The 26,656-nt window shown below is 72.1% G+C and carries 24 protein-coding genes and 1 pseudogene; 9 read left to right on the plus strand and 16 right to left on the minus strand.

What is annotated here, in order from left to right; all coding sequences use genetic code 11:
* The first annotated feature begins 35 nt into the window (after nucleotides 1–35).
* The gene (locus AB0F88_RS12245; protein WP_362681225.1) at nucleotides 36–272 is read left to right on the plus strand and encodes a hypothetical protein; all 237 of its coding nucleotides are present in this window, start codon (nucleotides 36–38) and stop codon (nucleotides 270–272) included.
* 33 nt (nucleotides 273–305) lie between these two features.
* Here the strand turns inward: AB0F88_RS12245 and AB0F88_RS12250 are convergent, their stop codons facing one another.
* Both AB0F88_RS12250 and AB0F88_RS12255 read right to left on the minus strand, forming a co-directional pair.
* The gene (locus AB0F88_RS12250; protein WP_362681228.1) at nucleotides 306–1,493 is read right to left on the minus strand and encodes a serine hydrolase domain-containing protein; all 1,188 of its coding nucleotides are present in this window, start codon (nucleotides 1,491–1,493) and stop codon (nucleotides 306–308) included.
* Nucleotides 1,494–1,751: 258 nt separating this feature from the next.
* Nucleotides 1,752–3,215, minus strand: coding sequence for a PLP-dependent aminotransferase family protein (locus AB0F88_RS12255; RefSeq protein ID WP_362681231.1), 1,464 nt, complete (start codon nucleotides 3,213–3,215; stop codon nucleotides 1,752–1,754).
* Between the two features lie 233 nt (nucleotides 3,216–3,448).
* On the opposite strand from AB0F88_RS12255, the gene AB0F88_RS12260 reads away from it, so the two are divergent.
* A complete protein-coding gene (locus AB0F88_RS12260; RefSeq protein ID WP_362681234.1) occupies nucleotides 3,449–4,693 on the plus strand; it encodes an MFS transporter in 1,245 nt (414 codons plus the stop codon).
* A gap of 81 nt (nucleotides 4,694–4,774) precedes the next feature.
* On the opposite strand, the gene AB0F88_RS12265 is transcribed toward AB0F88_RS12260, so the two are convergent.
* Nucleotides 4,775–5,011: a hypothetical protein gene (locus AB0F88_RS12265; RefSeq protein ID WP_362681237.1), complete on the minus strand. Its 237-nt coding sequence runs from the start codon at nucleotides 5,009–5,011 to the stop codon at nucleotides 4,775–4,777.
* Between the two features lie 158 nt (nucleotides 5,012–5,169).
* Between AB0F88_RS12265 and AB0F88_RS12270 the strand changes: the two genes are divergently transcribed.
* The 3 genes from AB0F88_RS12270 (at nucleotide 5,170) to AB0F88_RS12280 (ending at nucleotide 8,212) form a co-directional block, all read left to right on the plus strand.
* The gene (locus tag AB0F88_RS12270) at nucleotides 5,170–6,366 is read left to right on the plus strand and encodes a histidine kinase (protein WP_362681240.1); all 1,197 of its coding nucleotides are present in this window, start codon (nucleotides 5,170–5,172) and stop codon (nucleotides 6,364–6,366) included.
* Nucleotides 6,367–6,423: 57 nt separating this feature from the next.
* Nucleotides 6,424–7,086 carry a response regulator transcription factor gene (locus AB0F88_RS12275; protein WP_362681243.1) on the plus strand — a complete coding sequence of 221 codons (663 nt, stop codon included), beginning with the start codon at nucleotides 6,424–6,426 and terminating at the stop codon, nucleotides 7,084–7,086.
* A gap of 283 nt (nucleotides 7,087–7,369) precedes the next feature.
* Nucleotides 7,370–8,212 carry an isocitrate lyase/phosphoenolpyruvate mutase family protein gene (locus AB0F88_RS12280; RefSeq protein WP_362681246.1) on the plus strand — a complete coding sequence of 281 codons (843 nt, stop codon included), beginning with the start codon at nucleotides 7,370–7,372 and terminating at the stop codon, nucleotides 8,210–8,212.
* A gap of 16 nt (nucleotides 8,213–8,228) precedes the next feature.
* Here the strand turns inward: AB0F88_RS12280 and AB0F88_RS12285 are convergent, their stop codons facing one another.
* Nucleotides 8,229–10,004: an MOSC and FAD-binding oxidoreductase domain-containing protein gene (locus tag AB0F88_RS12285; protein WP_362681249.1), complete on the minus strand. Its 1,776-nt coding sequence runs from the start codon at nucleotides 10,002–10,004 to the stop codon at nucleotides 8,229–8,231.
* Nucleotides 10,005–10,259: 255 nt separating this feature from the next.
* Complete coding sequence (locus AB0F88_RS12290) at nucleotides 10,260–10,577, minus strand: hypothetical protein (protein ID WP_362681252.1); 318 nt, start codon at nucleotides 10,575–10,577, stop codon at nucleotides 10,260–10,262.
* A 296-nt stretch (nucleotides 10,578–10,873) separates the two neighbouring features.
* Here AB0F88_RS12290 and AB0F88_RS12295 point away from each other — a divergent pair.
* Nucleotides 10,874–12,144, plus strand: a pseudogene (locus AB0F88_RS12295) (IS30 family transposase).
* 97 nt (nucleotides 12,145–12,241) lie between these two features.
* Here the strand turns inward: AB0F88_RS12295 and AB0F88_RS12300 are convergent.
* The 4 genes from AB0F88_RS12300 to AB0F88_RS12315 form a co-directional block, all read right to left on the minus strand.
* A complete protein-coding gene (locus AB0F88_RS12300; protein WP_362681255.1) occupies nucleotides 12,242–13,180 on the minus strand; it encodes a hypothetical protein in 939 nt (312 codons plus the stop codon).
* The gene (locus tag AB0F88_RS12305) at nucleotides 13,177–13,509 is read right to left on the minus strand and encodes a helix-turn-helix transcriptional regulator (RefSeq protein ID WP_362681258.1); all 333 of its coding nucleotides are present in this window, start codon (nucleotides 13,507–13,509) and stop codon (nucleotides 13,177–13,179) included. Before AB0F88_RS12305 ends, AB0F88_RS12300 begins: the two co-directional genes overlap by 4 nt.
* A gap of 335 nt (nucleotides 13,510–13,844) precedes the next feature.
* Nucleotides 13,845–15,092 (minus strand): class I SAM-dependent RNA methyltransferase, encoded by a 1,248-nt coding sequence (locus AB0F88_RS12310; protein WP_362681261.1) that lies wholly within the window; start codon nucleotides 15,090–15,092, stop codon nucleotides 13,845–13,847.
* A gap of 68 nt (nucleotides 15,093–15,160) precedes the next feature.
* On the minus strand, nucleotides 15,161–17,203 hold the full coding sequence (locus tag AB0F88_RS12315) for an APC family permease (RefSeq protein WP_362681264.1): 2,043 nt from the start codon (nucleotides 17,201–17,203) through the stop codon (nucleotides 15,161–15,163).
* A gap of 116 nt (nucleotides 17,204–17,319) precedes the next feature.
* Between AB0F88_RS12315 and AB0F88_RS12320 the strand changes: the two genes are divergently transcribed.
* Both AB0F88_RS12320 and AB0F88_RS12325 read left to right on the plus strand, forming a co-directional pair.
* Nucleotides 17,320–17,985, plus strand: a complete 666-nt coding sequence (locus AB0F88_RS12320; protein WP_362681267.1) for a TrkA family potassium uptake protein — start codon at nucleotides 17,320–17,322, stop codon at nucleotides 17,983–17,985.
* Nucleotides 17,985–18,656 carry a TrkA family potassium uptake protein gene (locus tag AB0F88_RS12325; protein ID WP_329084000.1) on the plus strand — a complete coding sequence of 224 codons (672 nt, stop codon included), beginning with the start codon at nucleotides 17,985–17,987 and terminating at the stop codon, nucleotides 18,654–18,656. The genes AB0F88_RS12320 and AB0F88_RS12325 overlap by 1 nt, the downstream gene beginning before the upstream one ends.
* Before the next feature lie 176 nt (nucleotides 18,657–18,832).
* Here AB0F88_RS12325 and AB0F88_RS12330 read toward each other — a convergent pair whose 3' ends face one another.
* From AB0F88_RS12330 to valS, 7 genes are all read right to left on the minus strand, one after another.
* Nucleotides 18,833–19,495 carry a DUF3159 domain-containing protein gene (locus AB0F88_RS12330; RefSeq protein WP_362682475.1) on the minus strand — a complete coding sequence of 221 codons (663 nt, stop codon included), beginning with the start codon at nucleotides 19,493–19,495 and terminating at the stop codon, nucleotides 18,833–18,835.
* A 33-nt stretch (nucleotides 19,496–19,528) separates the two neighbouring features.
* Complete coding sequence (locus AB0F88_RS12335; RefSeq protein ID WP_350976087.1) at nucleotides 19,529–19,921, minus strand: OB-fold nucleic acid binding domain-containing protein; 393 nt, start codon at nucleotides 19,919–19,921, stop codon at nucleotides 19,529–19,531.
* A gap of 49 nt (nucleotides 19,922–19,970) precedes the next feature.
* Nucleotides 19,971–20,654 carry a DUF3710 domain-containing protein gene (locus AB0F88_RS12340; protein WP_362681272.1) on the minus strand — a complete coding sequence of 228 codons (684 nt, stop codon included), beginning with the start codon at nucleotides 20,652–20,654 and terminating at the stop codon, nucleotides 19,971–19,973.
* Between the two features lie 139 nt (nucleotides 20,655–20,793).
* Complete coding sequence (gene dut / locus AB0F88_RS12345; protein ID WP_362681275.1) at nucleotides 20,794–21,237, minus strand: dUTP diphosphatase; 444 nt, start codon at nucleotides 21,235–21,237, stop codon at nucleotides 20,794–20,796.
* On the minus strand, nucleotides 21,234–21,614 hold the full coding sequence (locus tag AB0F88_RS12350; protein WP_362681278.1) for a PaaI family thioesterase: 381 nt from the start codon (nucleotides 21,612–21,614) through the stop codon (nucleotides 21,234–21,236). The genes dut and AB0F88_RS12350 overlap by 4 nt, the downstream gene beginning before the upstream one ends.
* A gap of 186 nt (nucleotides 21,615–21,800) precedes the next feature.
* Nucleotides 21,801–23,156, minus strand: coding sequence for an AI-2E family transporter (locus AB0F88_RS12355; protein ID WP_362681281.1), 1,356 nt, complete (start codon nucleotides 23,154–23,156; stop codon nucleotides 21,801–21,803).
* Nucleotides 23,157–23,569: 413 nt separating this feature from the next.
* Nucleotides 23,570–26,131, minus strand: a complete 2,562-nt coding sequence (gene valS / locus AB0F88_RS12360) for a valine--tRNA ligase (RefSeq protein WP_362681284.1) — start codon at nucleotides 26,129–26,131, stop codon at nucleotides 23,570–23,572.
* Nucleotides 26,132–26,213: 82 nt separating this feature from the next.
* On the opposite strand from valS, the gene AB0F88_RS12365 reads away from it, so the two are divergent.
* Complete coding sequence (locus tag AB0F88_RS12365) at nucleotides 26,214–26,510, plus strand: DUF4235 domain-containing protein (protein ID WP_362681287.1); 297 nt, start codon at nucleotides 26,214–26,216, stop codon at nucleotides 26,508–26,510.
* The last annotated feature ends 146 nt before the right edge of the window (nucleotides 26,511–26,656 follow it).

Raw genomic sequence — 26,656 nt, forward strand, 5'->3', positions numbered from 1 at the left:
CCCGAAGGACGGGACGCCCGCACCGCGGGCACCCGGTGACCACCCGCCCGGCCGCGTACCTGGTCGCGGGCGTGATCGCGTGGCTGGTCACCGGGATCGCCGTCGGCGTGCTGGTGGGGATGGGCTCGGGCGTGCTCGCCGGGGTGCCGGCGGGCATGAGCGCGGGCCTGGGCGCGCGCGCCCTCACCAGGCGCCTGCTGGCCGAGGTGGGCACGGCCCCGGACCGGGAGCCGAGGGCCGGTGCCCGGCGGGTGGCGCCCCCGGCCCGGTGACCGCCGGAGACCGGCGGCGACGTCGGAGGGGTCTCACCGGGCCCGGCCGCACAGGGCGGTCTCGAAGGCGGCGATCAGGTGCTCGCGCTGCCCCGCCGTACCGGCTTGGCCCGTGGTGTAGACGGTCGCCTGGCGTCCCGCCCGGTCGCGCCCGCTGATGACGGACACGCCGGGCACGTCACCGCCGTGGAACCAGGCCGGACCACAGCTCAGCCGGGCGCGGGCGATGCCGAGACCGTACCGGGCGTCCGCGGGCCAGCCCGCCTCCCCGACGGGCACGGGAGCGCCGACCATCGTCCGCAGCGTCTCGCGCGACAGCACCTTGCCGTCGAACACCCCTCGCCAGAACCGGTTGAGATCGCCGGGCGTGGAGACCAGGCCACCGCTCGCGCCGAACTCGTAGCCGGGCAGCCTCGTGAGGTCGACGACCCCGGCTCCGGGGTTCGCGGGGTGCACGCCGTAGGTGTGCGCGTGCGCCCCGCGGATGCCCGTCTCGCCACGGGCCGGCCAGTAGGTGTGCCGCATGCCCAGCGGTTCGATCACCAGATCGCGGCTGACCGCGCGGAAGTCGCGGCCGGTCGCGGCATGCACGATCATGCCTGCGACCAGGTAGTTGGTGTTGGAGTAGGCGAACCGGCCGAGGGGGGTCGGCTTCCGGGCGAGCGCGAGCCCGAGGTAGTCCTGGGGGATCTTGGACCAGTCGGCCACGTCGGCGTACTCGGGCAGCCCGCTGGTGTGCCGGAGGAGGTCGCGCACCGTGATCTTCCGCCCGTCCGTCGCCGCGCCCGCGCCCTTGCCGCGTACGGTGCCGGGGAGGTAGCGGTCGACGGTCGCGTCCAGGTCGATCTTCTTCCGCTCGGCCAGCCGCATCACGGTCACCGCCATGACCGGCTTGGTCACGCTGCCGATCCTGAACCTCCCGCCGGCGCCGATCATCGGCCGCCCGGTGCCGCGCTCGGCGGTACCGGACACGGTGGTGACGGTCCTGCCGTGGCGGTCACGGACGTGGGCGAGCGCGCCCGGCAGCCCGTCCGCGCCGGTGAGCCGGTCCAGCCGCGCCTGAAGGGAGCCGGGGTGAGGTGTCTCCGGCTCGGCGCGCGCGAAAGCGGGACCTGGCAGGAACGACAGCGCTGACAGCGCCGACAGCGTCGACAGCGTCGACAGGGCCAGCGCGCCGGCGACCGCGGTCGCGAGCGACCGGCGGGAGTTCTTCCGAGGCATGGGTTCGCCTTAGGGATCGGGGGACGGATGACGCCTCCGACTCTGTCCGGCGGAGAGAGGAAGAGCAGTGACGCCAGCACCGCTCTTGCGGGAGGGCCTCCCCTACCCCCTCCGGTCGTGCGCCCCCCACGGCGAAACCGGCCCGACCGGAACCGGGCCGACGAAGGCGGCCATCACCTCGTGGGACGAGCACGAAGCCGGGCCAACGGTCCCCCTCGGCGCGGAGGCTCCCCGTCTCATGAGAACTCGCTCCCCGTCTCATGAGAGCTCGTTTCCCGTCTCATGAGAGCTCCCGGCCTCGCGGAAGCTCTCCGCGAGCCGCTCCAGACCCGGTTCGATCCTCTCCAGGGGGATCGAGCCGTACCCGAGCACCAGTCCCGCCCGCGCGGGCGCCTCACCGTAGTAGGCGGCGAGGTCCTGCAGCGCGACGCCCGCCTCCCACGCGTACGCCGTCACCAGGGCCGGGTCGACCCCGGCGTCCGGCTTCAGGTAGGCGCAGAGGTGCAGGCCCGCGGCGGAGGGGACCGGCTCCAGCCAGTCGCGGAAGTCACGCCGGAGAATGGTGAGGATCCGCTCGTGGCGGGCCGCGTACTCGCGCGTCGCCCTGCGGACGTGCCGCCCCAGGAGGCCCTCGTCGATGAAGCCGGCCAGCGCCGCCTGGGTGGGAAGCCCGCCGCCCCAGTCGGTGAGCCACTTGGCGGCGCGCAGGGCGGGCTGGAGCGAGGCGGGGGCGATCAGGAAGCCCAGGCGCAGCATCGGCAGCATCGTTTTGGAGAAGGAGCCGACGTAGATGACGTGACCGCTGCGGTCGAGGCTCTGGAGCGGTTCGAGCGGGCGGTCCTCGAAGCGGAACTCGCTGTCGTAGTCGTCCTCGATCACCACGGCGCCGCGCCGCCCGGCCCATTCGAGCAGCGCGGCGCGGCGGCCGAGCGACATCGGCGTACCCAGCGGGAACTGGTGTGACGGCGTGACGTAGACGAGGCGGGCGGAGTCGGGGAGGGCGGCCACGTCCAGGCCCTCCCCGTCGACGGGGACGCCGACGACCCGCGCGCCCAGGGACCCGAAAAGCAGCCTGGCCGGAGGGTAGCCCGGCTCCTCGACGGCCACCCGGCAGCCCGGCTCGATCATGACGCGGCCGATCAGGTCGAGCGCCTGCTGGGCTCCCTGCGTGACGAGCACGTCATCGGCGCTCGCCCGCACCGAGCGGGAGACACCGACGTGGCGGGCGATGGCCTCTCGCAGTCCCGTGTATCCGGAGGGGACGCCGTAGCCGGCGGAGCGCACCAGCGCCGGACGCAGCTCGCGGGCGACGAGCCTGCGCCACGTTTCGAGCGGGAACAGCTCCGCGTCGGGGAGCCCCACCCTGAAGTCGTAGGCCGCCTCCCCCTCCGGTTCGGCCAGCAGGGCGGCCGGGGAGCGCCAGAGGCGGCGGGGACGCACGCCGCGGCCCGCGGGCGCGTTCCTGGCACGGGTGCGGGCGAGAGGCTCGGCGCACACGAAGGTGCCCGCCCCGACCCGGCCGACGAGAACGCCCTCGGCGGTGAGCCGCTCGTAGGCGACGGCCGCGGTGTTGCGCGACACGTCGAGCCGCCGCGCCAGCTCGCGGGTGGGGGGCAGACGCTCCCCCGGGCGCAGGCGGCCGTCGAGGACGGCGTCCAGGAGCTGGCGGTAGATGCGGGCGGACAGGTCGCCGCGACCGGTGAGGCTCACGTGGAAGTCCATCGTGTCCCCTCACATTGGCCCAGCGGACTCTCCTCATATTGGATCTTACATGGGACCAATGGGCTCCCTAGGGTTGCCCTCTGTACGGCTCGCGGCGAGCCCTTCCCCGCCGGGTCCCCGCCCGGGCGCGTCGCGCGTGCCGGAGCGGGGACAGGCCACCGCCGGACCGGTGCCGGGATGCCGCCTGAGCGCATCCGGGCCGGTGACGGCCGAACAGCCGACGAAGGAGCACCATGTTCAACCGGATCATGCCCTCGTCCGGGCCGCCGCGGGTTCTCGCCCTCGCGCAGCTGGCCAATTCCATCGGGGACGGCGCGTACTACGTGTGCTCGGCGCTCTACTTCATCCGGGTCGTGGGGCTCTCACCGACCCAGGTCGGCTTCGCGCTGACGCTCGGCTGGGCCGTCGGCTTCGTGGCGGGCGTCCCGCTCGGCCATCTCGCCGACCGCCGGGGACCTCGCGGCACGGCGGTCCTGCTGGCCGTCGCCACGGCCGCCGCGGTCGGCTCGTTCCTGTTCGTCCGTTCCTTCCCCATGTTCGTGGTGGCCGCCTGCCTGTACGCGATCTCGCAGTGCGGTCTCGCCGCGGCCAGGCAGGCGCTGCTCGCCGGCCTGGTGGACAGGGCTCGGCGGACGCGGGTCCGGGCCCACCTGCAGGCGACGGTCAACGCCGGCCTGGCGGTCGGCGCCGCGCTCGGCGGGGCGGCGCTGCACCTCGACACCCGGGCGGCCTACCTGACGGTTCTCGCGATGGACGCGCTGAGCTTCCTGCTCTCCGCCCTGATCCTGCTCCGCCTTCCCCCGGTACCGCCCACGGCGGCCGCACCGGCGGGCGAACCGGCGCTGGCGGTGCTCAGGGACAGGCCGTACGCCCTGCTCTCCCTGCTCAACATGGTCACGCTGCTGAACATGCCGCTGCTCAGCCTGGTCATCCCCCTGTGGATCGTCCAGCGGACCGAGGCCCCGAGCTGGACGGTCTCCGCCCTGCTGATCCTCAACACCCTGGGCGTCGTGCTGTTCCAGGTGCGGGTGGCCCGGCGGGTCACGGACCTGGAGAGCGCCGTCAGGTCCGTACGGCGGGCGGGCGCGGTACTGCTCGCCGCGTGCGCGGTGTTCGCCCTGTCGTCGGCGTCGTCGGCCTGGTCCTCGGCGTGGGCCGCCGCGCTCGTCCTGCTCCTCGCGGCCTGCCTGCAGGTGTTCGGCGAGATGGCGCACGCCTCCGGCGCCTGGGAGATCGGGTTCGATCTCGCCCCGGCCGACAGGCAGGGGCAGTACCAGGGCTTCTTCGGGTCCGGCGCGGCGGTCGCCAGGATGCTCGGCCCGCTGCTGCTCACCACGCTGATCCTCACCTGGGGGACCCTGGGCTGGCTGGTTCTCGGCGGCCTGTTCCTGCTGTCCGGCCTCGCCACGGGACCGGTCGTGCGCTGGGCCCTGCGAACCCGGCGGGCGGAGCCGGCCGCCGGAGGGGTGCCCGGGTAGCGGAAGCGGCCCTCGCGAGATCTCCGAGGCCGGGTGACCCGCCGCGCCGTCCCGCGGGCCGGCTCGTGGACGCCCGGCGGGTCAGCCGCGGCCTCGCCGGGTGACCGCGTCGCCGGCCGCGCCCACCGCGAGGCCGAGGACGATCATGATGACGTAGCTGTAGATCTCGTAGCCGCCGGGGGCGAGGAAGCGGACGAAGCCCATGAAGTGGATCCAGCCGAACCACTCGTGCAGAAGGCCGCTCGCGCCGCCGACGACGAGGACGAAGCAGATCAGGCCGGACAGGGCCGCCAGGGGGGACTTCGAGGTTGAGGTCATGGCCCGACGGTAGGCGTGCGGCTCCGGGCACCGGATCGGGCTCAAGATGGCCGGGTGGTGACCAAGGTCGGCCGCCGGCGGGCCGGGGGTCGTACTTAAGTATCGGGCCGCGACCTGGATGCCCGGTCGCGGGCGGGGGGCGCGTAGATTTCCGGAGTATGCGCCGCATCCACCGCACCCGACGCGACTGGGCCGCCGACCTGGCGCTGTTCCTCTTCGCCGCCTGCTTCGCCGCCGTCAGCTCGCAGTCCATCCCGATCCCCGAGGACCTCGATCCCCTGTGGCGGGACGCCGACCAGGTGGCCGGCGGGCTGGGGTGCGCGGCGGTGCTCCTACGGCGGCGCTGGCCGGTGCCGCTGGCGGTGACGCTGCTGCTCGCGGGCACCCAGGCGCACTATTTGACCGGCCCGGCGATGGTGGCGGTGTTCACGGTGGCCGCGACCCGGCCGTGGCGGGTCACGGCGTGGGTGGCGGCGCTGGCCTTCGCGCCGCTGCCCGTCTTCCTGTGGCAGATGGCGGAGCTGCCAGAAAGCCGCGCGGACTCGGCGCTGACGTACTTCGCGCTGATCGCCGGGGCCATCGGGTGGGGGCTGTTCCGGCGCTCCCGGCAGCAGCTGATCGCCTCGCTGAGAGAGCGTGCCGAACTGGCCGAGGCGGACGCGGAGTTGCGCGCCGAGTGGGTCCGGCGGGAGACGCGGGAGGAGATCGCCCGCGAGATGCACGACGTGCTCGGCCATCGGCTGTCGCTGCTGAGCGTGCACGCGGGAGCGCTGGAGTTCAACCCGGGCGCGCCCGGGGAGGAGATCGCGCGTGCCGCCGGGGTGATCCGGGAGAGCGCCCACCTGGCCCTGCGCGACCTGCGCGAGGTGATCGGGGTGCTGCGGGCCGGGCCTGAGGAGGGTGAGCGTCCGCAGCCGGAACTGGCGGACCTGGCCCGGCTGGTGGAGGAGGCCCGGGCGACGGGCGGCCGGATCGAGCTGACCGGGCCGCCGGAGGGATCGGCGCCACCGCCCGTGGTGGGGCGTACGGCGTACCGGATCGTCCAGGAGGCGCTGACCAACGCACGCAAGCACGCGCCCGGCGCGGCGGTCGCGGTGGAGGTGACCGGGGGCCCGGCGGGCGGGCTGGCGGTGGAGGTCCGCAACGCGCCGCCGCCCGGACCGGCTCCGGTCTCCGGCGCGGGCGGGAACGGGAACGGGGGCGGGGGCGCCGGGCAGGGGCTGATCGGGCTCGCCGAACGGGCCCGCCTGGCGGGCGGTGAGCTGACGGCCGGCCCCGCCGGCGGTGGTTTCCGGGTCCACGCCGCACTGCCCTGGCCCGCGACGGACATCGCGTCCGTCGCGGGCCAGGGCTGAGAAGGGGGACGAGGTGATCCGCGTCCGTCGCGGGCCGGGGCCGAGGAGGGGGACGAGGTGATCCGCGTCCTGCTGGTCGACGACGACGCGATCGTGCGGGCCGGGCTACGCCTGATGCTGGGCGGTGCCCCGGACATCGAGATCGTCGCGGAGGCCGCCGACGGGGCGGAGGTGCCCGCCCTGGTCGCCGCGCACGGGCCCGATCTGGTGTTGATGGACATCCGGATGCCGGGCGTCGACGGGCTGGCCGCCACCGAGAGGCTCCGGGCCGGGCCCGGCGCCCCGGAGGTGCTGGTCCTGACCACCTTCCACACCGACGCGCACGTACTGCGGGCGCTGCGCGCCGGCGCGGCCGGGTTCCTGCTCAAGGACACCCCGCCGCAGGACATCGTCACGGCCGTCCGGACGGTGGCCGCCGGGGATCCGGTGCTCTCCCCCGCCGTCACCCGCCGCCTCATCGAGCAGGTGACGGACGGCTCCGGGCAGGACGACCGGGCCGCCGCCGCCCGCGCCCGGCTGGCGCTGCTGGCCGAGCGGGAGCGGGAGGTGGCCCTGGCGATCGGGCGTGGCCGCTCCAACGCGGAGATCGCGCGGGAGCTGCACCTGGCGCTGCCGACGGTGAAGACGCACGTGTCACGGATCCTGACCCGGCTGGATCTCAACAACCGGGTCCAGATCGCCCTGCTGGTCCACGACGCGAGCACGCCGGGAGGCCGGTGAGACCACCGCAGGGCGGGCACTCGGAAGTCTCACGCTCCTGCCCGGCCGACGGCCCGCCGAGCAGGCCCCGCTCGGTGCTGCCCGGAGACCGGCGCCTGGTCACCTCGGGCACGCTCGTCTGCCCTCGCCCGGCGGACGGGTGTGCTCACGTACTCGGAGGGAGAGGCGACCGGTGGCCGTGCCGTCCGACGCGAAGGAGCGGCACCTCCCCGTCCGGTACTCTGCGGCGGCTTCGCGAAACAGGCTTGATCCGGCCTCGGTGCCCTCTGATGGAATGACCGGCATGACCACACCTCGTGACAAGGCCCTGCTGTTCCGCTCGATGCATGTCCCCGGCCGGCCGCTGGTGCTGCCCAATGCCTGGGACGTCGCCTCCGCGCGTATCGTGACGGATGCCGGTGCCGCCGCGGTCGCCACCACCAGCGCCGGGGTCTCGTGGGCCCTGGGCTATGGAGACGGCGACCACCTGGACCGGGACCGCGGCCTCGACCTGATCGCTCGGGTCGCCGCAGCGGTCGACGTTCCGGTGACGGCCGACGTCGAGAGCGGCTACGCGCCCGACCCCGCGGGGGTGGCCGAGACCGTGCGGGGCGTGCTCGCGGCCGGAGCCGTCGGCATCAATCTGGAGGACTCACTCCGCGCGGGCCCGGCCCCGCTGCGTCCCGTCCTGGAGCAGTCCGAGCGCATCGCGGCCGCCCGTGGTGCCGCGGACAGCGCCGGTGTGCCGCTGTTCATCAACGCCCGGATCGACACGCACCGCCTGCCGGCCGGGGATCTCGCGGCACGGCTGAAGGAGACCCTGGCCCGGGCCGAGGCCTACGTGGCGGCCGGCGCCGACGGGGTGTTCGTTCTCGGGGCTCTGGACGCGGAGACCGTCACGGCGCTCGTGCGTGCGGTGTCCGTGCCGGTGAACGTCCTGGCGGGTCCTGGGACTCTCACCGTGCCCGCGCTCGCGGCGCTGGGCGTGGCTCGCGTGAGCGCTGGATCCTCGATCGCCGAGGCGGCCTACGGGCTGGTCGCACGCGCCGCCCGGGAACTGCTCGCCGACGGCACCTGCGGAACCCTTGAGGGCGGTCTCGGGTACGGCACCCTCAATTCGTTGCTGCTGGCAGAACCTGGCCGCTGAACGGCGGGACAGGGCGTCAGAGGTCGAGGACGAGGTCCTCGCGGGGTTGCGAGCAGCAGATCAGCGCGTTGCCTTCGGCGGGGGCGTCCACCGGCTCCGGCGAGTAGCCGATCGTGCCGGACAGCAGACCGCTCTCGCAGGTGTGGCAGACCCCGGTACGGCACGACCAGCGGGTCGGCACGTCGCACGCCTCCGCGAGTTCGAGCAGGCTCTCGTAGGCGGGATTCCAGGCGACGGTGAGGCCGCTGCGCGCGAACGTGACGGCGGGCCCGGCTCCCGGTACGCCGACGGGCGGGTGCGGGGGGCGGGCGGCCGCCGGGGTCACCCCCGGCGTCAGCGCCGCCTCCGCGCCGAAGACTTCCGTGTGGACGCTCGCGGGGGCGAGTTCGGAGGCGACGAGGGCGGGCGGCAGGTCGCGCATGAAGGCGGAAGGACCGCAAAGGTAGGCGTCGGCGGCGTGCGGGACGCCGAGGCGGCCGAGCAGTCCGGCCGACAGCCGTCCCGCCGTGTCGTAGTCGACCCCCTGGCGGTCGCCGGGCGCGGGCCGGCTGTAGCAGACGTGCCCGTGCGCGTTGGGGAGCAGAGCGCGAAGGCCGCCGCTCTCCGCGGCGAACGGGTGTTCCGTACCGTCGCGCGTGCCGTACAGCCACCACACCTCGCGGGTCGAGCGGGCGGCGGCGAGGGCGTGCAGCATGGCGAGGACGGGGGTCGCGCCGATGCCCGCCGAGAGCAGCAGGACCGGAGCGTCCCCCTCTTCCAGGGTGAACGTGCCGCGCGGCGCCGCCGCTTCGAGAAGGTCGCCGACACGCAGGCGGGTGCGGAGGTAGGTGCTGGCGACGCCCCTGGGCTCCTGCTTGACGCTGATGCGGTAGCGACCGGCGTCAGGGGGGCCGGACAGCGAGTAGCCGCGGATGACCGGTGGGCCGCCGCTCTCGGGGCGCAGCCGTACGGTGAGGAACTGGCCCGGCAGAGCGGCGGGCAGCGGCTCCCCGCCGGTGGCCTCCAGGGTCAGTGAGAACACGCTGCGGCTCTCGGCGTCGATCCGGGTGATCCGCAGCGGCCGGAACCCCGGCCAGGCGGGCCGCGGCCCGGCCGCGGCGGGTGTCAGCCCCGGGTTCCCCGCCGGTCCCTTCTTCGCGTCCTCGTCATCGGGCCGGTCGAGCAGGGCGCGCAGGGACGCCCGCCAGCCTTCGCTCAGCGCGGGGACGCGCAGCGCCCGTTCCAGCCGGTCGCGGGGGTGCCCCGGCAGGTAGAGCAGGGCGTCGATCTCCGCGACGGACATCGCCTCCGGGCCGGAGGCGACCTTGACGATCTCGTCGCCCGCCTCCACCCGCCCTTCGGTGATTACCCGGAAGTAGAACCCGGGACGCCGGTGGGACACCAGCAGGGCCGCCATCCGCGGCTCGTCCATCCGCAGGCCCACCCGGTAGCAGGTGACCCGGGGCTGGGTGACCTCGAACACCGCCTCCCCGATGCGGTAGCGGTCGCCGACGCACACCTCGTCGTCGGGCAGCCCGTCGACCGTGAAGTTCTCCCCGAACTGCCCGTAGACGAAGTCGTCGCGGCCGAGTTCCTCCTGCCAGTGCCGGTAGGAGTCGATCTGGTAGACCAGCACCGCGCGGTGCTCGCCGCCGTGCCCCCGAAGGTCTCCCTGGCCGTCCCCGTCGACGTTCAGGCGGCGTATCGTGCGTGGCCCGGTCACGGACCGCTTCCACACCCCGGTGTGCACCGTCGTGCCGTGCCACGGGACGTCCCTGGGCAGGCCGACGTTGATCGACAGGAGCGTCGCCACGTGTCTTCCCCCTCATCACGAGGCACCCGGCTCCCTTGCACGATACCTCGTTCTCGCAGGTCAGCCGGGATCTCGTGGCGCGGCCCCCGGGCCTGCGCGCGGCGCGGCCCCGGCCGTACCGGCACCCTTTCCGCCGTGTTCCGGCCGCATCTCGCCAGGAGACGACGAAATCCGGGCCGCACATCGTGTGCGGCCCGGATTCCTTTACAAAGTAGATTCAGGCCAGACCCATGTCGGGTCCGCTGGCTCCCGCGGCTAGCCGAGGTACAGGTGCAGGTCGTTCAGGTTGTTACTCGGGTTGTAGGTGCAGTAGTACCGGATGCCGAGGGTGGGATTGGACCTCTTGTAGGCCTCCCTGATGCACGTGTTGCAGTCGCTCCAGCTCCTGATGAACCTGCTCGGCGGCCTGGCGCTCGTCGGCAGGCCGCAGCTGTTCGCGGCGATGGAGACGGGACCCGACATGGACGCGGATGCCGAGGCCGACGCGGACGCCGGCGTCGCGACGGCGGCCGGGACCAGAAGCGCCGCCGTGCACAGAGCCGCTCCCGTGAGGATTTTCTTCACCAGTGTCATGAACACTCCTACCCAGAGGTGTTTGGAGAACGTGATGACCGTGGCGACCGCCAGGACAGGGATCCTGGGCTTCGGTCGCATACGCTGACCGATCTTCCGCTTTCCTGTTCGGGGTGACCCGAGGTGCGGAACCTGTATAAAAATCACCTTTTTCCGAATGTCCGGCAACCTCTAAGGTTCCAGGGTGGGTCGCCCCGAGCGTCTCAGCCTCGGGGTATCGCCCACTCCGTCCGCGGGCCCGGGACGTTCGTCGCCGAGCGGGCCGGCATCGGCATGACGACGCCCCGCGACCGGACATCCGTTCTAGCGGTCGTCGCAACACCCCAGCTTGGGGAGTGCGATGGACTTCGAGATCCGCAAGATCCGAACCCCTCAGGGGCGGAAGAAGCTGACCAGAGAGCGGGAGGAATACTTCCGCCTTATGGATCAAGGTTTCAGCAGCCAGGGGGCGTGCCGGATCGTCGGGATCAACCGGCGCACCGGGAAGCGGTGGCGCAACGGCTCGGCGCCGAACAAGGCGAGAAAGAAGGGGGCACCTCCGGTCAGACGACCAGCGGTGCCCCCTTCTGGCGCGTCTCGCTACCTGCGGGAGGACGAGCGGATCCACATCGCCGACCGGGTGCGGGAGAAGGTGTCGATCCGTGAGATCGCGCGCGAGCTGGGCCGTGCGCCCTCGACCATCAGCAGGGAGGTCCGCCGCAACCGGCATCCCACCAATGGTCAGTACCGTCCGCACGCGGCCCAGGCCCGCGCCGATGCGCGCCGGCCGCGTCCCAAGCCCAGCAAGATCGGTCAGAACCCCGAGCTGCGGGCCTGCATTCAAGACCACCTGCACAAGCGCTGGAGCCCGGAGCAGATCGTCCGGAGCCTGCGCAAGAGCTTCCCCGGGCGGGCGGAGATGCACGTGTGCCACGAGACCATCTACCAGGCGCTCTACGTCCAGGGCCGCGGCGAATTGCGCCGTGAGCTGGCCCGGGCCCTGCGCACCGGCCGCACCATGCGCAAGCCGCGCCGCCTGGCCCAGCAGCACCAGCCTCGCTACAGCGCGCCCATGGTGATGATCAGCGAGCGGCCCGCCGAGGCCGACGACCGCGCCATTCCCGGCCACCGGGAAGGGGATTGCATCATCGGCAAGAACCAGGCATCGGCCATCGGCACCCTGGTCGAACGCACCACCCGCCACGTGATGCTCGTCCACCTGCCCATCGACCGCAGCGCCGAGCGCATGCGCGACGCCCTGGTCGAGACCATGGCGACGCTGCCCGCCCACCTCAAGCGCTCCCTCACCTGGGATCAGGGCAGCGAGATGGGTCGCCACCACGAGTTCTCCATCGCCGCCGGCATGCCGGTCTTCTTCTGCGATCCGGCCAGCCCGTGGCAGCGTGGCTCCAATGAAAACACCAACGGCCTGCTCCGCCAGTACTTCCCTAAGGGAACGGACCTGTCCGTCCACACCCGCGACCAGCTCGACGCCGTCGCTGCCGAATTTAACGCCAGACCACGCAAAACGCTCGACTGGGACACCCCAGCCGAGCGCCTCGCCACGCTGCTCATCGCAAGCAGCTAGACCTTGGCTCTACGCGCGAGTTCTGGCACCGCGCTCAGCGACCGGTGGTACCACACCATCGAGGCTGCCTGGTCGTTGATCTGCTGGGCGTTCTTCCTCAAGAAGCCGGGACTCGTCTGTGGCCGCTTCGCCGCCGGGTCAAGGCAGTCGTGGCGGTGAAGGCCAGGGCCACGCACCCGAGCTGGGCAAGGGCCGTGGAGGTGGGCACCGACGGCAGGTCCCCGAGGTCGCCCAGGGCCGCCGCAGGCAGGAACAGCAACAGCGCCGCCCGCCGTCCGACGGACGATCTGCACGCGTACCCGGCCGCCAGCCCGACCACGACTAGCCAGGGCACGGGTTTCCAGGTCACGATGTCGTGATGGGTGATCACGTCCACCCAGCGCACGATGGCCTTGCTCATGGTCAGTCCTGCCACGGCGAGCGGCCCCCACAGCAGGAATCCGCGCCGGGGAATGACCGTGATCGCGCGATGCGCCGCGGGCACGAAGGCGATGGCGACGGTTGCGAGCTGGGCCAGAAGGACCGGGCCGTGATTCGGGAACAGCAGCGTGTCCAGATCCAGGATGCGGGGGTGGTCGGCCTGATACAGCACGAATGCGACCACGCCGAGCACGGCGATCCATCGTCGGCCGAGCAGCACGGCCAGCACCGGCAGGGCCGCGATGACGATCGGCTCGGCCAGGTACAGGATCCAGATCGGCCGCTCCACAACGGCGGTCCTCGCGTTCCCCACGGCTTCGGCACCCTGGAGCAGCCCGGTCGCCAGCGCACCTGTCAGCATCAGGAACGGCCACAGCGCCACAGCGAGTGCTAACCCTTCGCGCCAGGCCGGCGCGGAGACCGGGCCGAAGGCTCGCCGCCCGTGGACGCGCAGCGCGCCCCACAGTAAGTCGGCCACATCGGCCGGATGGGGACGGGTCTGGCCGGACCGCGCCCCGGCGAGGAGTACGCCGATCATCTCTTCCTCATGCCGCGCTCGGTGGTCGCGCGGGTAGGTGGCCAGGAGACGGCGGTAGCGGGCTTCGAGCGAACTCATGCGGTTCCCCCCGAGCCGATCGCGCGCAGGCGTGCGGTGGCCGCCTTGGCGTGCCTGCGCATCCGCTCGGCCTCCGCCGTCAGTCTCGCCGCACCGTCGCCGGTCAGCCGGTAGTAGCGGCGCACCCGGCCGTCGACGATCTCCTCTCGGTCCTCGGTGATCAGGCCCTCATCCTGGAGGCGGTCGAAAGCGGTGTACAAGGTGCCGGCTCGCAGGCGAACCTGGCCGTCCGAGATTCGCTCCACGTCAGTGATGACGCCGTATCCGTGCTGTGGACCGGCAGCTAACGCGGTCAGGATCAGGAAGGTCGGCTCCTGCATCTGCCTCATGTGATCAATATATACCGGTCATCTACCTATAAGCGAGCGACTGCCGCGACCGTTGAGGGGTCAAGATGGATCGCATGACGACGCTCCCGGGAGAGGCATCGCCGGGCTGCTGACCGTACTGGCGCTAGCGGCGAGCGTGTGCGGTGGCGCACCGTCGGCCGACCGTCTCGCTATGCTTCTCGCCGTCAGTAGTTGATCACTGTGTTGCGACGACCCCTGGAATACGCCGGATCGATCGCGGGGCGTTTCCATGATCGTGCGCACTCATGCGCGCTCCCGGGAGGCACCCTGGGGCTCGACGAAACACCATGTGTTTCGTTTCCCCAGGTCAGAGCCTAGATCGTCTCGCTGACCAGGTGCGCCACGCACTCCACGTGGTGGGTCATCGGGAAGGCGTCGAAAGCCCGCAGATCGGCGAGGCGGTAACCCCGCTCGGCGAACCAGGCCAGGTCGCGGGCGAGGGTGGCCGGATCACAGGAGACGTACACGATCCGGGTCGCCTGGAGGGTGGTGACGCGGTCGACGACGTCGCGGCCCAGCCCGGCCCTGGGCGGGTCGACGACGACCAGGTCGGCACGCTCGATGCCGAAGCGGTCGAGGGCGTTCTCCACCCGTCCCCTGGCGAAGCGGGCCTGGGGCAGGTCGCGGAGGTTGCGCTCGGCGTCGCGGACCGCCACGGACTCGGACTCGACGCCGAACACGGCCCCCTCGGGACCGACCGCCTCGGCCAGCCCGGCGGCGAACAGGCCGACGCCGCAGTAGAGGTCGAGGGCCCACTCCCCCGGTTGCGGGGCGGCGAACTCCATGACGGCGTCGAGCAGGGTGGCGGCGGCGCCGGGGTGCACCTGCCAGAAGCCGCTGCCGGTGACCTGGAAGTCGCGCTCGGCGACGCGCTCGACGAGATGGTTGCGGCCGTGGACGACGCGGCTGCGGCCCTTGCCCTCGTCGACGAAGACGGCCACGCTCGTGTCGAGGTCGGGCACGGCCACCGTGCGCCGGGGCTTGGGCGCGACCACGACCGCCTGGTCGCCGGTGGTGGAGGCGATGACCTCGACCGAGGAGGCGTTGCGCCAGTTCATGACCTCGGCGCCGACGTTCTCCACCTCGGGGTGGGCGATCAGGCAGGCGTCCACCGGCTCGACGTCGTGGGAGCGGTGGCGGCGCAGGCCCAGGCCGCCCTCCCGGTCGACGGCGAACTGGACGCGGGTGCGCCAGCCGAGCCCGTCCGGGGCTCCGGGGACCTCCTCGACGGTGCCCTTCCAGTCGATCGAGGCCAGGCGCTTGAGCTGCTCGGCCACCACGTCGGCCTTCAGGCGGCGCTGGGCGTCGAGGGAGGCGTGCTGCCAGTCGCAGCCGCCGCAGCGGCCGGGGCCCGCGAACGGGCACGGCGGGGTCACCCGGTCGGCGGAGGGTTCCAGGATCTCGACCGCGTCGGCCCGCAGGAACCGGGAGGTCTCCTCGGTGATCTCGGCGATGACCCGCTCACCGGGCAGCGCGTGCCGTACGAAGACGACCCGGCCGTCGTGGCGGGCGACGCACCAGCCACCGTGCGCAACCGGTCCTACGGTCAGTTCGATGGCCATGGTCGTTGCCCCCAAGGGAAAATCCGTCGTCGGTCGAGCCTCCTCGCGTCAGGAGCGCATACGAAAGGTTATGCCTTGACGTCCTCGTCCCGTGCCGCCTCCTGGCGCGGGCGGCGTACGGCGCCCGGCGCGAAGGGCTCGGGGCGGCCCTTGAGCCGGTCGGAGGAGTGCAGTTGCCAGGGCACGCTGATGACCATCACGCCCGGCTGGAACAGCAGGCGGCCCTTCAGCCGCAGCGCGCTCTGGTTGTGCAGGAGGTGCTCCCACCAGTGGCCGACGACGTACTCGGGGATGTAGACGCTCACCACGTCGCGGGGCGAGCGGCGGCGCAGCGACTTGACGTACTCCAGGATCGGCCGGGTGATCTCGCGGTAGGGCGAGTCGAGCATCTTCAGCGGCACCGGGATGCCGCGCCGTTCCCACTCCTCCTGCAGGGCCCTGGCCTCGGGGCCCTCCACCCCCACGGTGATCGCCTCCAGCTTGGAGGGGCGGGTGGCGCGGGCGTAGGCGAGGGCGCGCAGGGTCGGCTTGTGGATCTTGGAGACCAGGACGATGGCGTGGTTGCGCGCGGGCAGCATCGACTCGTCCACCTGGGAGTCCTCGGCGACGGTGAGCTCGGCGGCCACGTTCTCGTAGTGGCGGTGGATGCCCTTCATCATCAGGAACAGCACCGGCATGGCCACGCAGACGATCCACGCCCCGTGGGTGAACTTGGTGACCAGCACCACCACCAGCACCACGCCGGTCATGACGCCGCCGAAGAAGTTGATGGTCCGCGAGCGGTGCATCTGGTGCCGGACCCTCAGGTCGCCCTCGGTCCTCAGATGCCGGGTCCAGTGCCTGACCATGCCGATCTGGCTCAGCGTGAACGACACGAAGACGCCCACGATGTAGAGGTTGAGCAGGCGGCTGACGTCGGCGTCGAAGCCCCACAGCAGCAGGCAGGCCCCGGCGGCGAGGATCACGATGCCGTTGGAGAAGGCGAGCCGGTCCCCCCTGGTGTGCAGCTGGCGGGGCAGGTAGCGGTCCTGGGCCAGGATCGAGCCGAGCACCGGGAAGCCGTTGAAGGCGGTGTTGGCGGCCAGGAACAGGATCAGCGCGGTGACGGCCGCGATGACGAAGAAGGGGAGCGAGCCGTTGCCGAAGACCGCGTCGGCCACCTGGGCGATGATCGGCTGCTGGTAGTAGCCGGGCCCGGCGGGCCTGCCGTCGATGAGGACGTCACGATAGGCGACGGAGGGCTCGGCGACCTTGACGCCCGAGGCCAGCCCCAGGGTGATGATGCCGACGAACATGGTCACCGAGACCAGGCCCATCATCAGCAGGGTGCTCGCGGCGTTCTTGCTCTTGGGCTTGCGGAAGGCGGGCACGCCGTTGCTGATCGCCTCGACGCCGGTGAGGGCGGCACAGCCGGAGGAGAACGCGCGCAGGATCAGGAAGGCCGCCGCGAAGGAGGTCAGGTTCGACTGCTCGGCGATGATCTCGTACCCGGAGGTGGGCGCGTGCAGCTCGTCGCCGAGGACGAGCACCCGGAAACCGCCCCACGCGACCAGGCCGAGGACGGCGAACATGAAGGCGTAGGTGGGGATCGCGAAGGCCGCGCCCGACTCGCGGATGCCGCGCAGGTTGACGATCGTCAGCAGCACGACGATGAGGATCGCGACCAGCGGCTTGTGCTGGGCGACGTACGGGATGGTGGCGCCCACGTAGTCGACGCCGTTGGCGACCGAGACCGCGACGGTCAGCACGTAGTCGACCATCAGGGCGCTGGCGACGGTCAGGCCCGCGTTCGGGCCGAGGTTGACGGTGGCGACCTCGTAGTCGCCGCCCCCGCTGGGGTAGGCGTGCACGTTCTGCCGGTACGACGCCACGACGGTGAGCATCACCACGACGACGGCGACGGCGACCCAGGGGCTGAAGTGGTAGAACGAGACTCCGGCGAGGGAGAGGATGACCAGGATCTCCTGCGGGGCGTAGGCCACGGAGGAGAGGGCGTCGCTCGCGAAAACGGGCAGCGCGATGCGCTTGGGGAGCAGCTGCTCGTGCAGCTGCGTGCTGCGCAGCGCCCGCCCGATGAAAAGGCGTTTGACAAGGTCCGTCACCTTCGACACGTCTGCAGATGCTAGCCGTTATTACTCGGCCCCACTCACGCGGCACTCCTGGGGCGGTCCATACTGGCTGAATACATCGGGATCAAGATCCGCCTCACAGCGACCGGCGGGGGAGCATGCATATCGTGATCATGGGGTGTGGCCGGGTCGGTTCGACCCTGGCGCACATCCTTGAGGACAGCGGCCACTCGGTCGCGATCATCGACCGTGACCCGCAGGCGTTCCGCCGCCTGCGGGCGGGGTTTCGGGGTCGCAGGGTGACCGGAATCGGCTTCGACCGGGACGTCCTGGAGGAGGCCGGCATCGAGGCCGCGGGCGCCTACGTGGCGGTGAGCAGCGGCGACAACTCGAACATCATCTCCGCCAGGGTCGCCCGCGAGACTTTCGGCGTGGACAACGTCGTGGCGAGGATCTACGACTCCCGGCGCGCCGAGGTCTACCAGCGGCTGGGCATCCCCACCGTGGCCACGGTCCGCTGGACCGCCGACCAGATCCTGCGCCGCGTCCTGCCCGAGGGCGCCGAGCCGCTCTGGCGCGACCCCAGCGGGTGCGTGGTGCTGGCGGAGGTGGCCTACCACCCCGGCTGGATCGGCACCCCGACGAGGGACCTGGAGGCGGCGGCGGGCACCCGCCTGGCGTTCATCAACCGGATCGGCGACACCCTGCTGCCCAAGAACGACTCGGTGGTGCAGGAGGGCGACGTGCTGCACGTCATGGCGGTCGAGACCGACATGGACCGCATCAACAAGGTGCTGTCCGGGGCGCCGGAGGAGGAGCACTGATGCGCGTCACCATCGCCGGCGCGGGAGCGGTCGGCAGGTCGATCGCCGCCGAGCTCCTGGAGAACGGCCACGAGGTCCTGCTCGTCGACATCGACCCCAAGGCCATCAAGATCGATACCGTGCCGCGGGCGGAGTGGCTGCTCGCCGACGCCTGCGAGATCTCCTCGCTGGACGAGGCGGGCCTGGCCGAGTGCCACGTGGTCGTCGCCGCCAGCGGCGACGACAAGGTCAACCTCGTGGTCTCGCTGCTCGCCAAGACGGAGTACGGCGTGCCGCGCGTGGTCGCCAGGATCAACCACCCCAAGAACGAGTGGCTGTTCAACGAGTCGTGGGGCGTCGACGTGGCCGTCTCGACCCCGCGCCTGCTGAGCGCGCTGGTCGAGGAGGCGGTCAGCGTCGGCGACCTGGTGCGGCTGATGACCTTCCGCCAGGGGCAGGCCAACCTGGTCGAGCTCACCCTGCCCGAGGACGCGCCGGTCGTCGGCCAGCGCGCCGGCTCGGTGCCGTGGCCCAACGACACCGCCCTGGTCGCGATCCTGCGCGAGGGCCGGGTGCTGGTGCCGACCGCCGACGACCCGCTGGAGGCCGGTGACGAGCTGATGTTCGTGGCCAGCCAGGAGGTCGAGGAGGAGCTGGCCGAGCTCCTGTCCCCGCACCGTACGCCCCGCTGAGCCGGGATCTCCCGCACCGCGCGCCGCTCCCGCCCGCTTCCGGCCCGGACCGGAAGCGGGCGGGGAACGGAAGCCGGCGGGGAACGGAAGCCGGCGGGAAGGGCCCGTACCGGCGGTGAACGGGAAAGCCCTCCGCGACGGCGCGGAGGGCGGCGGACCCGGACCGGGCCCCGCGGTCAGGAGACCGCGGGCCGCACCGGGGTCCTGCCCCGGGCCAGGAGCCACACCATGGCGGCGAGCGCCGCGACCTGGAGCGGCCAGCCCATCGCGATCTTGAGGATGCCCAGCTCGGCGACGGCGTCGTCCCGGCCGATCAGGTAGACGGGGAGCTGCACCGCCACCCGGACCACGCACGGGATCATCAGCAGCCAGGTGAGCCTGGTGCAGAGCTTCACCACGGCCGGATCCGCGCGCCACGCGGTCGGGTCGCCGGTGACGGAGCCGATGAGGAAGCCCACCACCGGCCATCGGGTGACGATCGACAGCAGCATCACCACGGAGTAGCCGGCGTTGTAGAGGATGCCCGGCAGGAAGACGTCTTCCGCCTGGCCGGTGCGGGAGGCGAAGAACGCGCCGATGCCGATGCCGATCAGGCTGTTGACCACGAACTGCGGCGTCGAGCGCTGCACCAGCCGCACGACGAGCAGCAGCACCGCGGCCGAGATGCTGACGATCAGGGATTTCTTCAGGTCGGAGGTGGTGATCCACATGCCGGTGAAGGCGATGGTGGGCACGGCCGCCTCGATGACGCCCCGCACTCCGCCGAAGGCCTTGGCCAGCTGGCTGCGGATCGCGGCCTCGACCGTGTCGTGCGCGGCGGTCTCGCCGGTGGTGGTCATCTTCTCGCTCACCGTCTCGTGATCGTCAATCACTCACGCACCGCCCGCGGGACGCAGCTCGTATCTCGGATTGAACATGACTTTGCGGCCATCCTGCACGCTGACGAGTCCTTCCGCCAGCACCAGGCGCCCCGGCTCGATACCCGCGATCTTCCTACGGCCCAGCCATATCAGGTCGATCACATCCGAACCATCATAAAGCTCGGCCTCCAGCGCCGGAGCGCCCCCGCGAGGACGCAGTGTCACCGTCCGCAGCGTGCCGGTCACGCAGAAGCGACGGCGCACACCGCACGAGACGATGGGCGTGGCACCGTGGCGGTCGAGGTCCTGCTGGAGCTCGTCGGCCTCCAATTCGGCCTGACCGGCGGTCAACCGGCGGAAGAATCCCCGCAAACCGCTCTGTTTATGCGGCTCCTGAGAACCCACGGACCTCTCCTTCACACACGAGTCGAACCAGCGTACGCGATCGGGCCCGTCAGCGGATCTCGGCGATCTCGGGTCCCCGGTCGAACGGGTTGAGGTCGGGCACATCGCCCCCGGCGGCCTGCTGCTCCGCGGCCTGCCTGGCCTCGGGCGGCAGCCGGAGCTCGATCGCCTCCTTGGGAGCCATCGGCTCGTCGCCGCGTACCACGACTATGTCCCGCACGACACCCTCCAGCGTCGCGGCGACCCCGGCGTCCTCCGCGGCCTTCCCGCTGATCACCGCGCGCAGGAACCAGCGTGGCCCGTCCACCCCGATGTAGCGGACCGGCTGCTCGCCGCCCTCCGCGGGGATCCTGGCGGCCAGTTCGACGCCGAACGCCCCCTCCCGCTCCTCGGCGGTGCCCCCGGCGCTCTTGACGCCCTCGGCCAGCTCGGCCCTGACCTCGTCCCAGATCCCGCTCCGCCTGGGCGCCGCGAAGGCGTGCACCTGCAGGGCGCTCCCCTCGAACAGGACCACAGCGCCGACGATCTGGTCACCGGCCAGGTTGAGCTGCACCTCGAAACCGGCGTCGACCGGCAGGCGCATGCCTCCGAGGTCGACCCGCTCCCGCTCGGGATGGGGCTCGTCGGCGTCCCATGGCCCCGACTCCCGCGCGGGGACCTGCTCGACCTCCTGCGCCACGGCCTTGGCGGCCTTGGCGGCCGGGGACTTCTCACGGCGGTTACGTCCGAACACTTTCCTCACGCTCCTTGAAGATTCACTGGTCACTCGTCCCCCGCCGGGCGCGGCGGCGGGCGGCCCCGCGGGCCGGAGACGCGCTCCGGTCCCCGATCACCATCGGCCACTTCGCCCACCTCACCGGGTTCGCTCCCTGTCAGCGGCCGGTGGACCCGAATCCGCCGGCGCCTCGCGCCGATCCCGGCAACCGGTCCACCTCGTGGAACACCGCCTTCTCCACCTTCTGGACCACCAGCTGCGCGACGCGGTCTCCCCTGCGCAGCCGTACGGCGTTCTTGGTGTCGGTGTTGATCAGCGTCACCTTGATCTCGCCCCGGTATCCCGCGTCGACGGTGCCGGGCGCGTTGACGAGCGTCACGCCGTGCCTGACGGCCAGGCCCGAGCGCGGGTGGACGAACGCGGCGTACCCGTCGGGCAGGGCGATCGCCAGCCCGGTGCCGACCACGGCCCGCTCTCCGGGGAGGAGCTCGACGTCCTCGGCGGCGTGGAGATCCGCGCCCGCGTCGCCCGGGTGGGCGTACGAGGGCGGCGGCAGGTCGGCGTCGAGCCGGTGGATCAACACCTCGACGGTGTGGGTCACGGGTTCACCTCGTACTCGTGGTGCTCGTCGGCGATCGTCTGGATGTCGCCGTGCTTGGCGAAATGTTCCATGGCCACCTCGATGAAGAGCGCCGCGGCCCGCACGGCGACCGGGCCGTCCGGGGAACCGATCCGGCCCTCAGCCTCAAGGTACGCCTTCCTGCCGGACATGCCGTTGCACCAGGCGCGCAGATGCAGGACGGTGCCGACCGGAACCGGCGCGAGATAGTCGGTCTCCAGCCGGCCGGTGACGTAGGGGCGCTGGAAGAGCCACACGGACATGCCGATGACCTCGTCCATCGCCGCGGCGAGCACGCCGCCGTGCGCCAGGCCGGGCGCGCCCTGGTGGGTCTCCTCCACGGTGAACTCGGCGACCACCGTGACCCCGTCGGGGCTGGAGGCGGTCAGGTGCAGGCCGTTCGGGTGTCCGGCGCCGCAGCCGAAGCAGCGGCTGTAGTGGGAGCCGAGCGGGGTGCCGGGAGCGGGCGCGCCGGGAAGCGGCCTCGGGCGGGTCGCATCCGGCGGGGGGGGTGGTCAGGGCGGAACGGGTCACGGGGCAGAACGTTACCCCCTGGGCTGCGGTGATTCCTCATTCACCGGTTTTCCCGCCGCACCCGGCGGTGCCAGGCCACCGGGATCACCCGGATCGCCGGGATCCGGACCACCGGGATCGGGGCCACCGGGATCCGGACCACCGGGATCCGGACCACCGGGATCCGGACCGCCGGGATCGGGGCCACCGGGATCCGGACCGCCGGGATCCGGACCGCCGGGATCCGGACCGCCGGGATCGGGGCCGCCGGGATCGGGGCCGGCGGAGCCGGGATGCGGTGGCGCCGGTGGCGCCGGTGGCAGGGCCAGGTGGGAGCCGCCCATGAGCTCGGGCAGCGCCCGGTAGATCACCGCGGCCACCGGCACCGCCACGGCGGCCCCGGCGATGCCCGCCAGGATGCCGCCCACCGCCAGCACCAGGATGATCGCCAACGGGTGGAAGTGGAGCACCCTGCCGACGATCAGCGGCTGGAGCACGTGGTTCTCCAGCTGCTGCTCCACGAGCAGGATGCCGAGGAAGATCAGGGCGTAGATCGGGCCCTTGGCGCCGAGGGTGACCAGGGTGGCCACGGAACCGGCGAAGAAGATGCCGACGATGGGGATGAAGCTGGCCAGGAAGATCATCACCGCGAGCGGCGCCCAGAGCGGCACGCCCATCCCCGCGAGCACGATACCCATGATCACGCCGTGTACGGCGGCCACCGCGACCGTGCCCTGCACGTAGTGCGAGAGCGTCACCCAGGCGGCCCGGCCGGCCATGTCGACGCGGGGCGCGACCTCGCCGAAGCCCTTCAGGAACCACGACCAGATCCGGTCGCCGTCCTTGAGCAGGAAGAACGTCACGAACAGCAGCAGCACGATGGAGGCCAGCACCTCCAGCGCCACCGTGGCGCCGGTGAGGACCGTCTGGGTGATCTGGTTGCGCTGGGTGGTGATCTGCTTGCCGATCTCGTCGACCCAGCTGGTGATCTGGGTCGGCTGCAGGTGCAGGGGCCCGGTGTGGAGCCAGTTCTGCACGGTCTTGACCGTCTGGCGCACCTGGTCGACGAGGCCGGGGAACTCGTCGTTGGCGCGCACCCCGATGATCCAGCCGGTGCCGCCGAGCACGGTGAGCGCGATGATCATCGTGAGCCAGGTCGCGTAGATGGGCCGCATGCCCATCGCCCCGAACCGCTTGGTGAGCGGGAACAGCAGCGCGGTCAGCAGGAGCGCGATGGCCACCGGCAGCACCACGATGCGCAACGTCGCGATGAACTGCGCGAAGTAGAAGACGGCCCAGCCGATGATGATCAGGCAGAGGCTCCACATCGCGATGCGCAGCAACGTGCGAGGCACCAGGCTGGTCAGGCGTTCCCGATCGGAGATCACATAATCCAGACTGTCACGCCGGGAAGGGAAATGCGCGAGGGTTTCGAAGCGCCCCCAGGGTTTTGAGGCGCTCCCCGCGGATGAGTCCGGGGGACTCCAGTCCGCCCGGACCTGCGGCTACGCGCGGGCCCGCGCCGCGGTTGCCCGGCGGCCGGCCGCCGACGCCCGCCGGGAACGCGCCCACCGGCAAAGGCGGCCGCCCGGCCGGGATCGGCGCCCGCCCGGTCAGGGGCGGGCGCTCACCCGGCTGAGGTCAGCGCTCATCCGGCGGGCGGGAGATCACCCTGTCTTCGAGGTAGCAGCTGCAGTTGCCACATCCTGGCGGCATGCCTGTCCTCCTCTCACCTGTCCTGCCTCGACCGTACGGCAGGATTCCCCGACGGCGAGGACAGATTCGCGTGCGTGCCCGCCGGTCAGGTGAGGGTGACCTCCACCAGCAGGTCCCCCTCGCCCTCCCTGAGCACGAACTCGTCGATGACGCCCGCGCCGCACAGGTCGTCCTGCGCCCGGCGCACGAGGTCGGCCCCCGCGCCGGTGACGGTCAGCCGGGCGACCTCCGCGCGCATGGACAGGCGGGCGTCGGACTTGGCCTTGCGGACCCGGCCGAGGACGGCGGCCACCGCGGGCAGCAGCTCGGGATCGCCTTCCCGCTCGCGCGCCTGGGGCCAGGCGGCCCGGTGCACCGAACCCTCACGCCACCAGGACCAGACCTCCTCGGTGACGAAGGGCAGGAACGGGGCGAACAGCCGGAGCATGACGTCGAGCGCCTCGCGCAGCGCCGCGTGGGCCGAACGCGCCGCCGCGCCCGCCTCCCCGCTCCCGTCCTCGGCGTCGTCGTAGGCCCTGGCCTTGACCAGCTCCAGGTAGTCGTCGCAGAACTCCCAGAAGAACCGCTCGGTGCGCTCCAGCGCGCGGGTGTAGTCGTAGCCCTCGAAGGCCTCGGTGGCCTCGTGGACCACCTCCGACAGCCTGGCCAGCATCGACAGGTCGATCGGCTCGGTGACCTCCCCGCCTCCCTCGCCCAGGCCCAGGACGAACCGGGAGGCGTTCAGGATCTTGATGGCCAGCCGGCGGCCGACCTTGATCTGGCCGGTGTCGAACGCCGTGTCGGTGCCCGGACGGCCGCCGGCCGCCCAGTAGCGGACCGCGTCGGAGCCGTACTGCTCCAGCAGGCCGAGCGGGGTGACCACGTTGCCCCGGGACTTGGACATCTTCTTGCGGTCGGGGTCGAGGATCCACCCGGAGATCGCGACGTGGTTCCAGGGCAGGGTGCCGTGCTCCAGGTGGGCGCGGACCGCCGTGGAGAACAGCCAGGTCCGGATGATCTCGTGGGCCTGCGGGCGCAGGTCCATCGGGAAGACCCGCTCGAACAGGTCCCGGTCGCGCTCCCAGCCCCCGGCGATCTGCGGTGTCAGCGAGGAGGTGGCCCAGGTGTCCATGACGTCCGGGTCGCCGATGAAGCCGCCCGCCTTGCCGCGCTGGTCCTCGGTGTAGCCGGGCGGGACGTCGGCGGACGGGTCGATCGGCAGCGCGGACTCGGGCGGCGCGATCGGCGCGGAGCGGTCGGGCTCGCCCTCGTCGTCCAAGGGGTACCACACCGGGATGGGCACCCCGAAGAACCGCTGCCGGGAGATCAGCCAGTCGCCTGCCAGCCCCTGCACCCAGCTGTCGTAGCGGACCCGCATGTGCGGCGGGTGCCAGGACAGCTCCGCGCCGCGCGCCAGGAACGCGTCGCGCAGGGCGAGGTCGCGCCCGCCGTTGCGGATGTACCACTGGCGGGTGGTGACGATCTCCAGGGGCCGGTCGCCCTTCTCGTAGAACTTCACCGTGCGCCTCACGGGGCGCGGCTCGCCCTCCATGTCGCCCGACGCGCGCAGCAGCTCCACGATCCGCTCGCGGGCGCCGTGCACGGTCCTGCCCGCCAGTTCCGCGTACGGCTCCCGCGGCACGCCCTCGGGCGCGTCCGGCAGCAGCCTGCCGTCCCAGCCGATGACGGCGCGGGTGGGCAGGTCGAGCTCGCGCCACCAGACGACGTCGGTGACGTCGCCGAAGGTGCAGATCATCGCGATGCCCGAGCCCTTGTCGGGCTCGGCCAGGTGGTGGGCGAGCACCGGCACCTCGACGCCGAACAGCGGCGTCCTGACCGTGGTGCCGAACAGGGGCCGGTAGCGTTCGTCGTCCGGATGGGCGACGAGCGCGACGCAGGCGGGCAGCAGCTCGGGGCGGGTCGTCTCGATCCAGACCCGGTCGCCGAACCCCCTGGCCCGCTGCTCCTGCGACAGGCCGAAGCCCAGCCGGTGGAAGGCGCCGGGCCACTCGCGGTCCTCCAGCTCGGCCTGGGCGACGGCGGTGCGGAAGGTGACGTCCCACAGCGTGGGCGCCTGCGCCACGTACGCCTCCCCCCTGGCCAGGTTGCGCAGGAAGGCGCGCTGGGACGCGGTCCGCGCGGCGTCGCCGATGGTGGCGTACGTCAGCGACCAGTCGACCGACAGGCCCAGGCGGCGCCAGAGCTCCTCGAACACCTTCTCGTCCTCGACGGTGAGCCGCTCGCACAGCTCGATGAAGTTTCCGCGCGAGATCGGGATCTGCCGCTTGGGGTCGGGTCTGGCCGGGGGCCCGAACGAGGGGTCGTAGGCGATGGAGGGGTCGCAGCGCACGCCGAAGTGGTTCTGCACCCGGCGCTCGGTGGGCAGGCCGTTGTCGTCCCAGCCCATGGGGTAGAAGACCTCGCGCCCGCGCATGCGCTGGAAGCGGGCGACGGTGTCGGTGTGGGTGTAGGAGAAGACGTGGCCGACATGGAGGGAGCCGGAGACGGTCGGCGGCGGGGTGTCGATCGAGTAGATCTCCGCGCGCGTGCGGGACCTGTCGAAACGGTAGGTCCCCTCGGCCTCCCAGCGGCCCGCCCATACGGCTTCCAGGCCATCGAGAGTCGGTTTCTCGGGCATGGGCGCAGAGCGCGGTCGCTGTTGTGTCATGCCTCCCTATGGTATGGCTTCACGCGATGCGCCGCTCGGGGAGACTAGTGTTCTTGGGGCGAACCGCGAACGGGAGGACCACATGGCCGACAAGACCGAGAAGCAGGACATGGCGTGGAGGGCCATCGGGGGTCTCCTGGGCCTCGCCACCGCGTGGGGGGCGAAGAAGGCCATCGGGTTCGCCTGGGAGAAGGCCACCGGCAGGAAGCCGCCCGTCGACAACGAGTCCCTGGAGATCAGCCTCGGCGAGGCGATCGGCTACGCCGTGGTGATGGGGGTCGGCATGCAGGTGACGCAGATCGTGGTCGCCCGCACCGCCAGGAAGCGCTACGACGCGTGGAAGGCCGTGAAGGACGCCGCCAGGGACGTCACCACCTGACGGCGACCGCACCGCGGGGGCCGTGCCCGCGCGGTGCCCCCGCCGTGCCTCCGCCGTGCCTCCGCCGTGCCTCCGCCGTGCCTCCGCCGTGCCTCCGCCGTGCCTCCGCCGTGCCTCCGCCGTGCCTCCGCCGTGCCTCCGCCGTG

The sequence above is a fragment of the Streptosporangium sp. NPDC023963 genome (genome assembly GCF_040639135.1).
In the GTDB taxonomy this organism is placed as follows: domain Bacteria; phylum Actinomycetota; class Actinomycetes; order Streptosporangiales; family Streptosporangiaceae; genus Streptosporangium.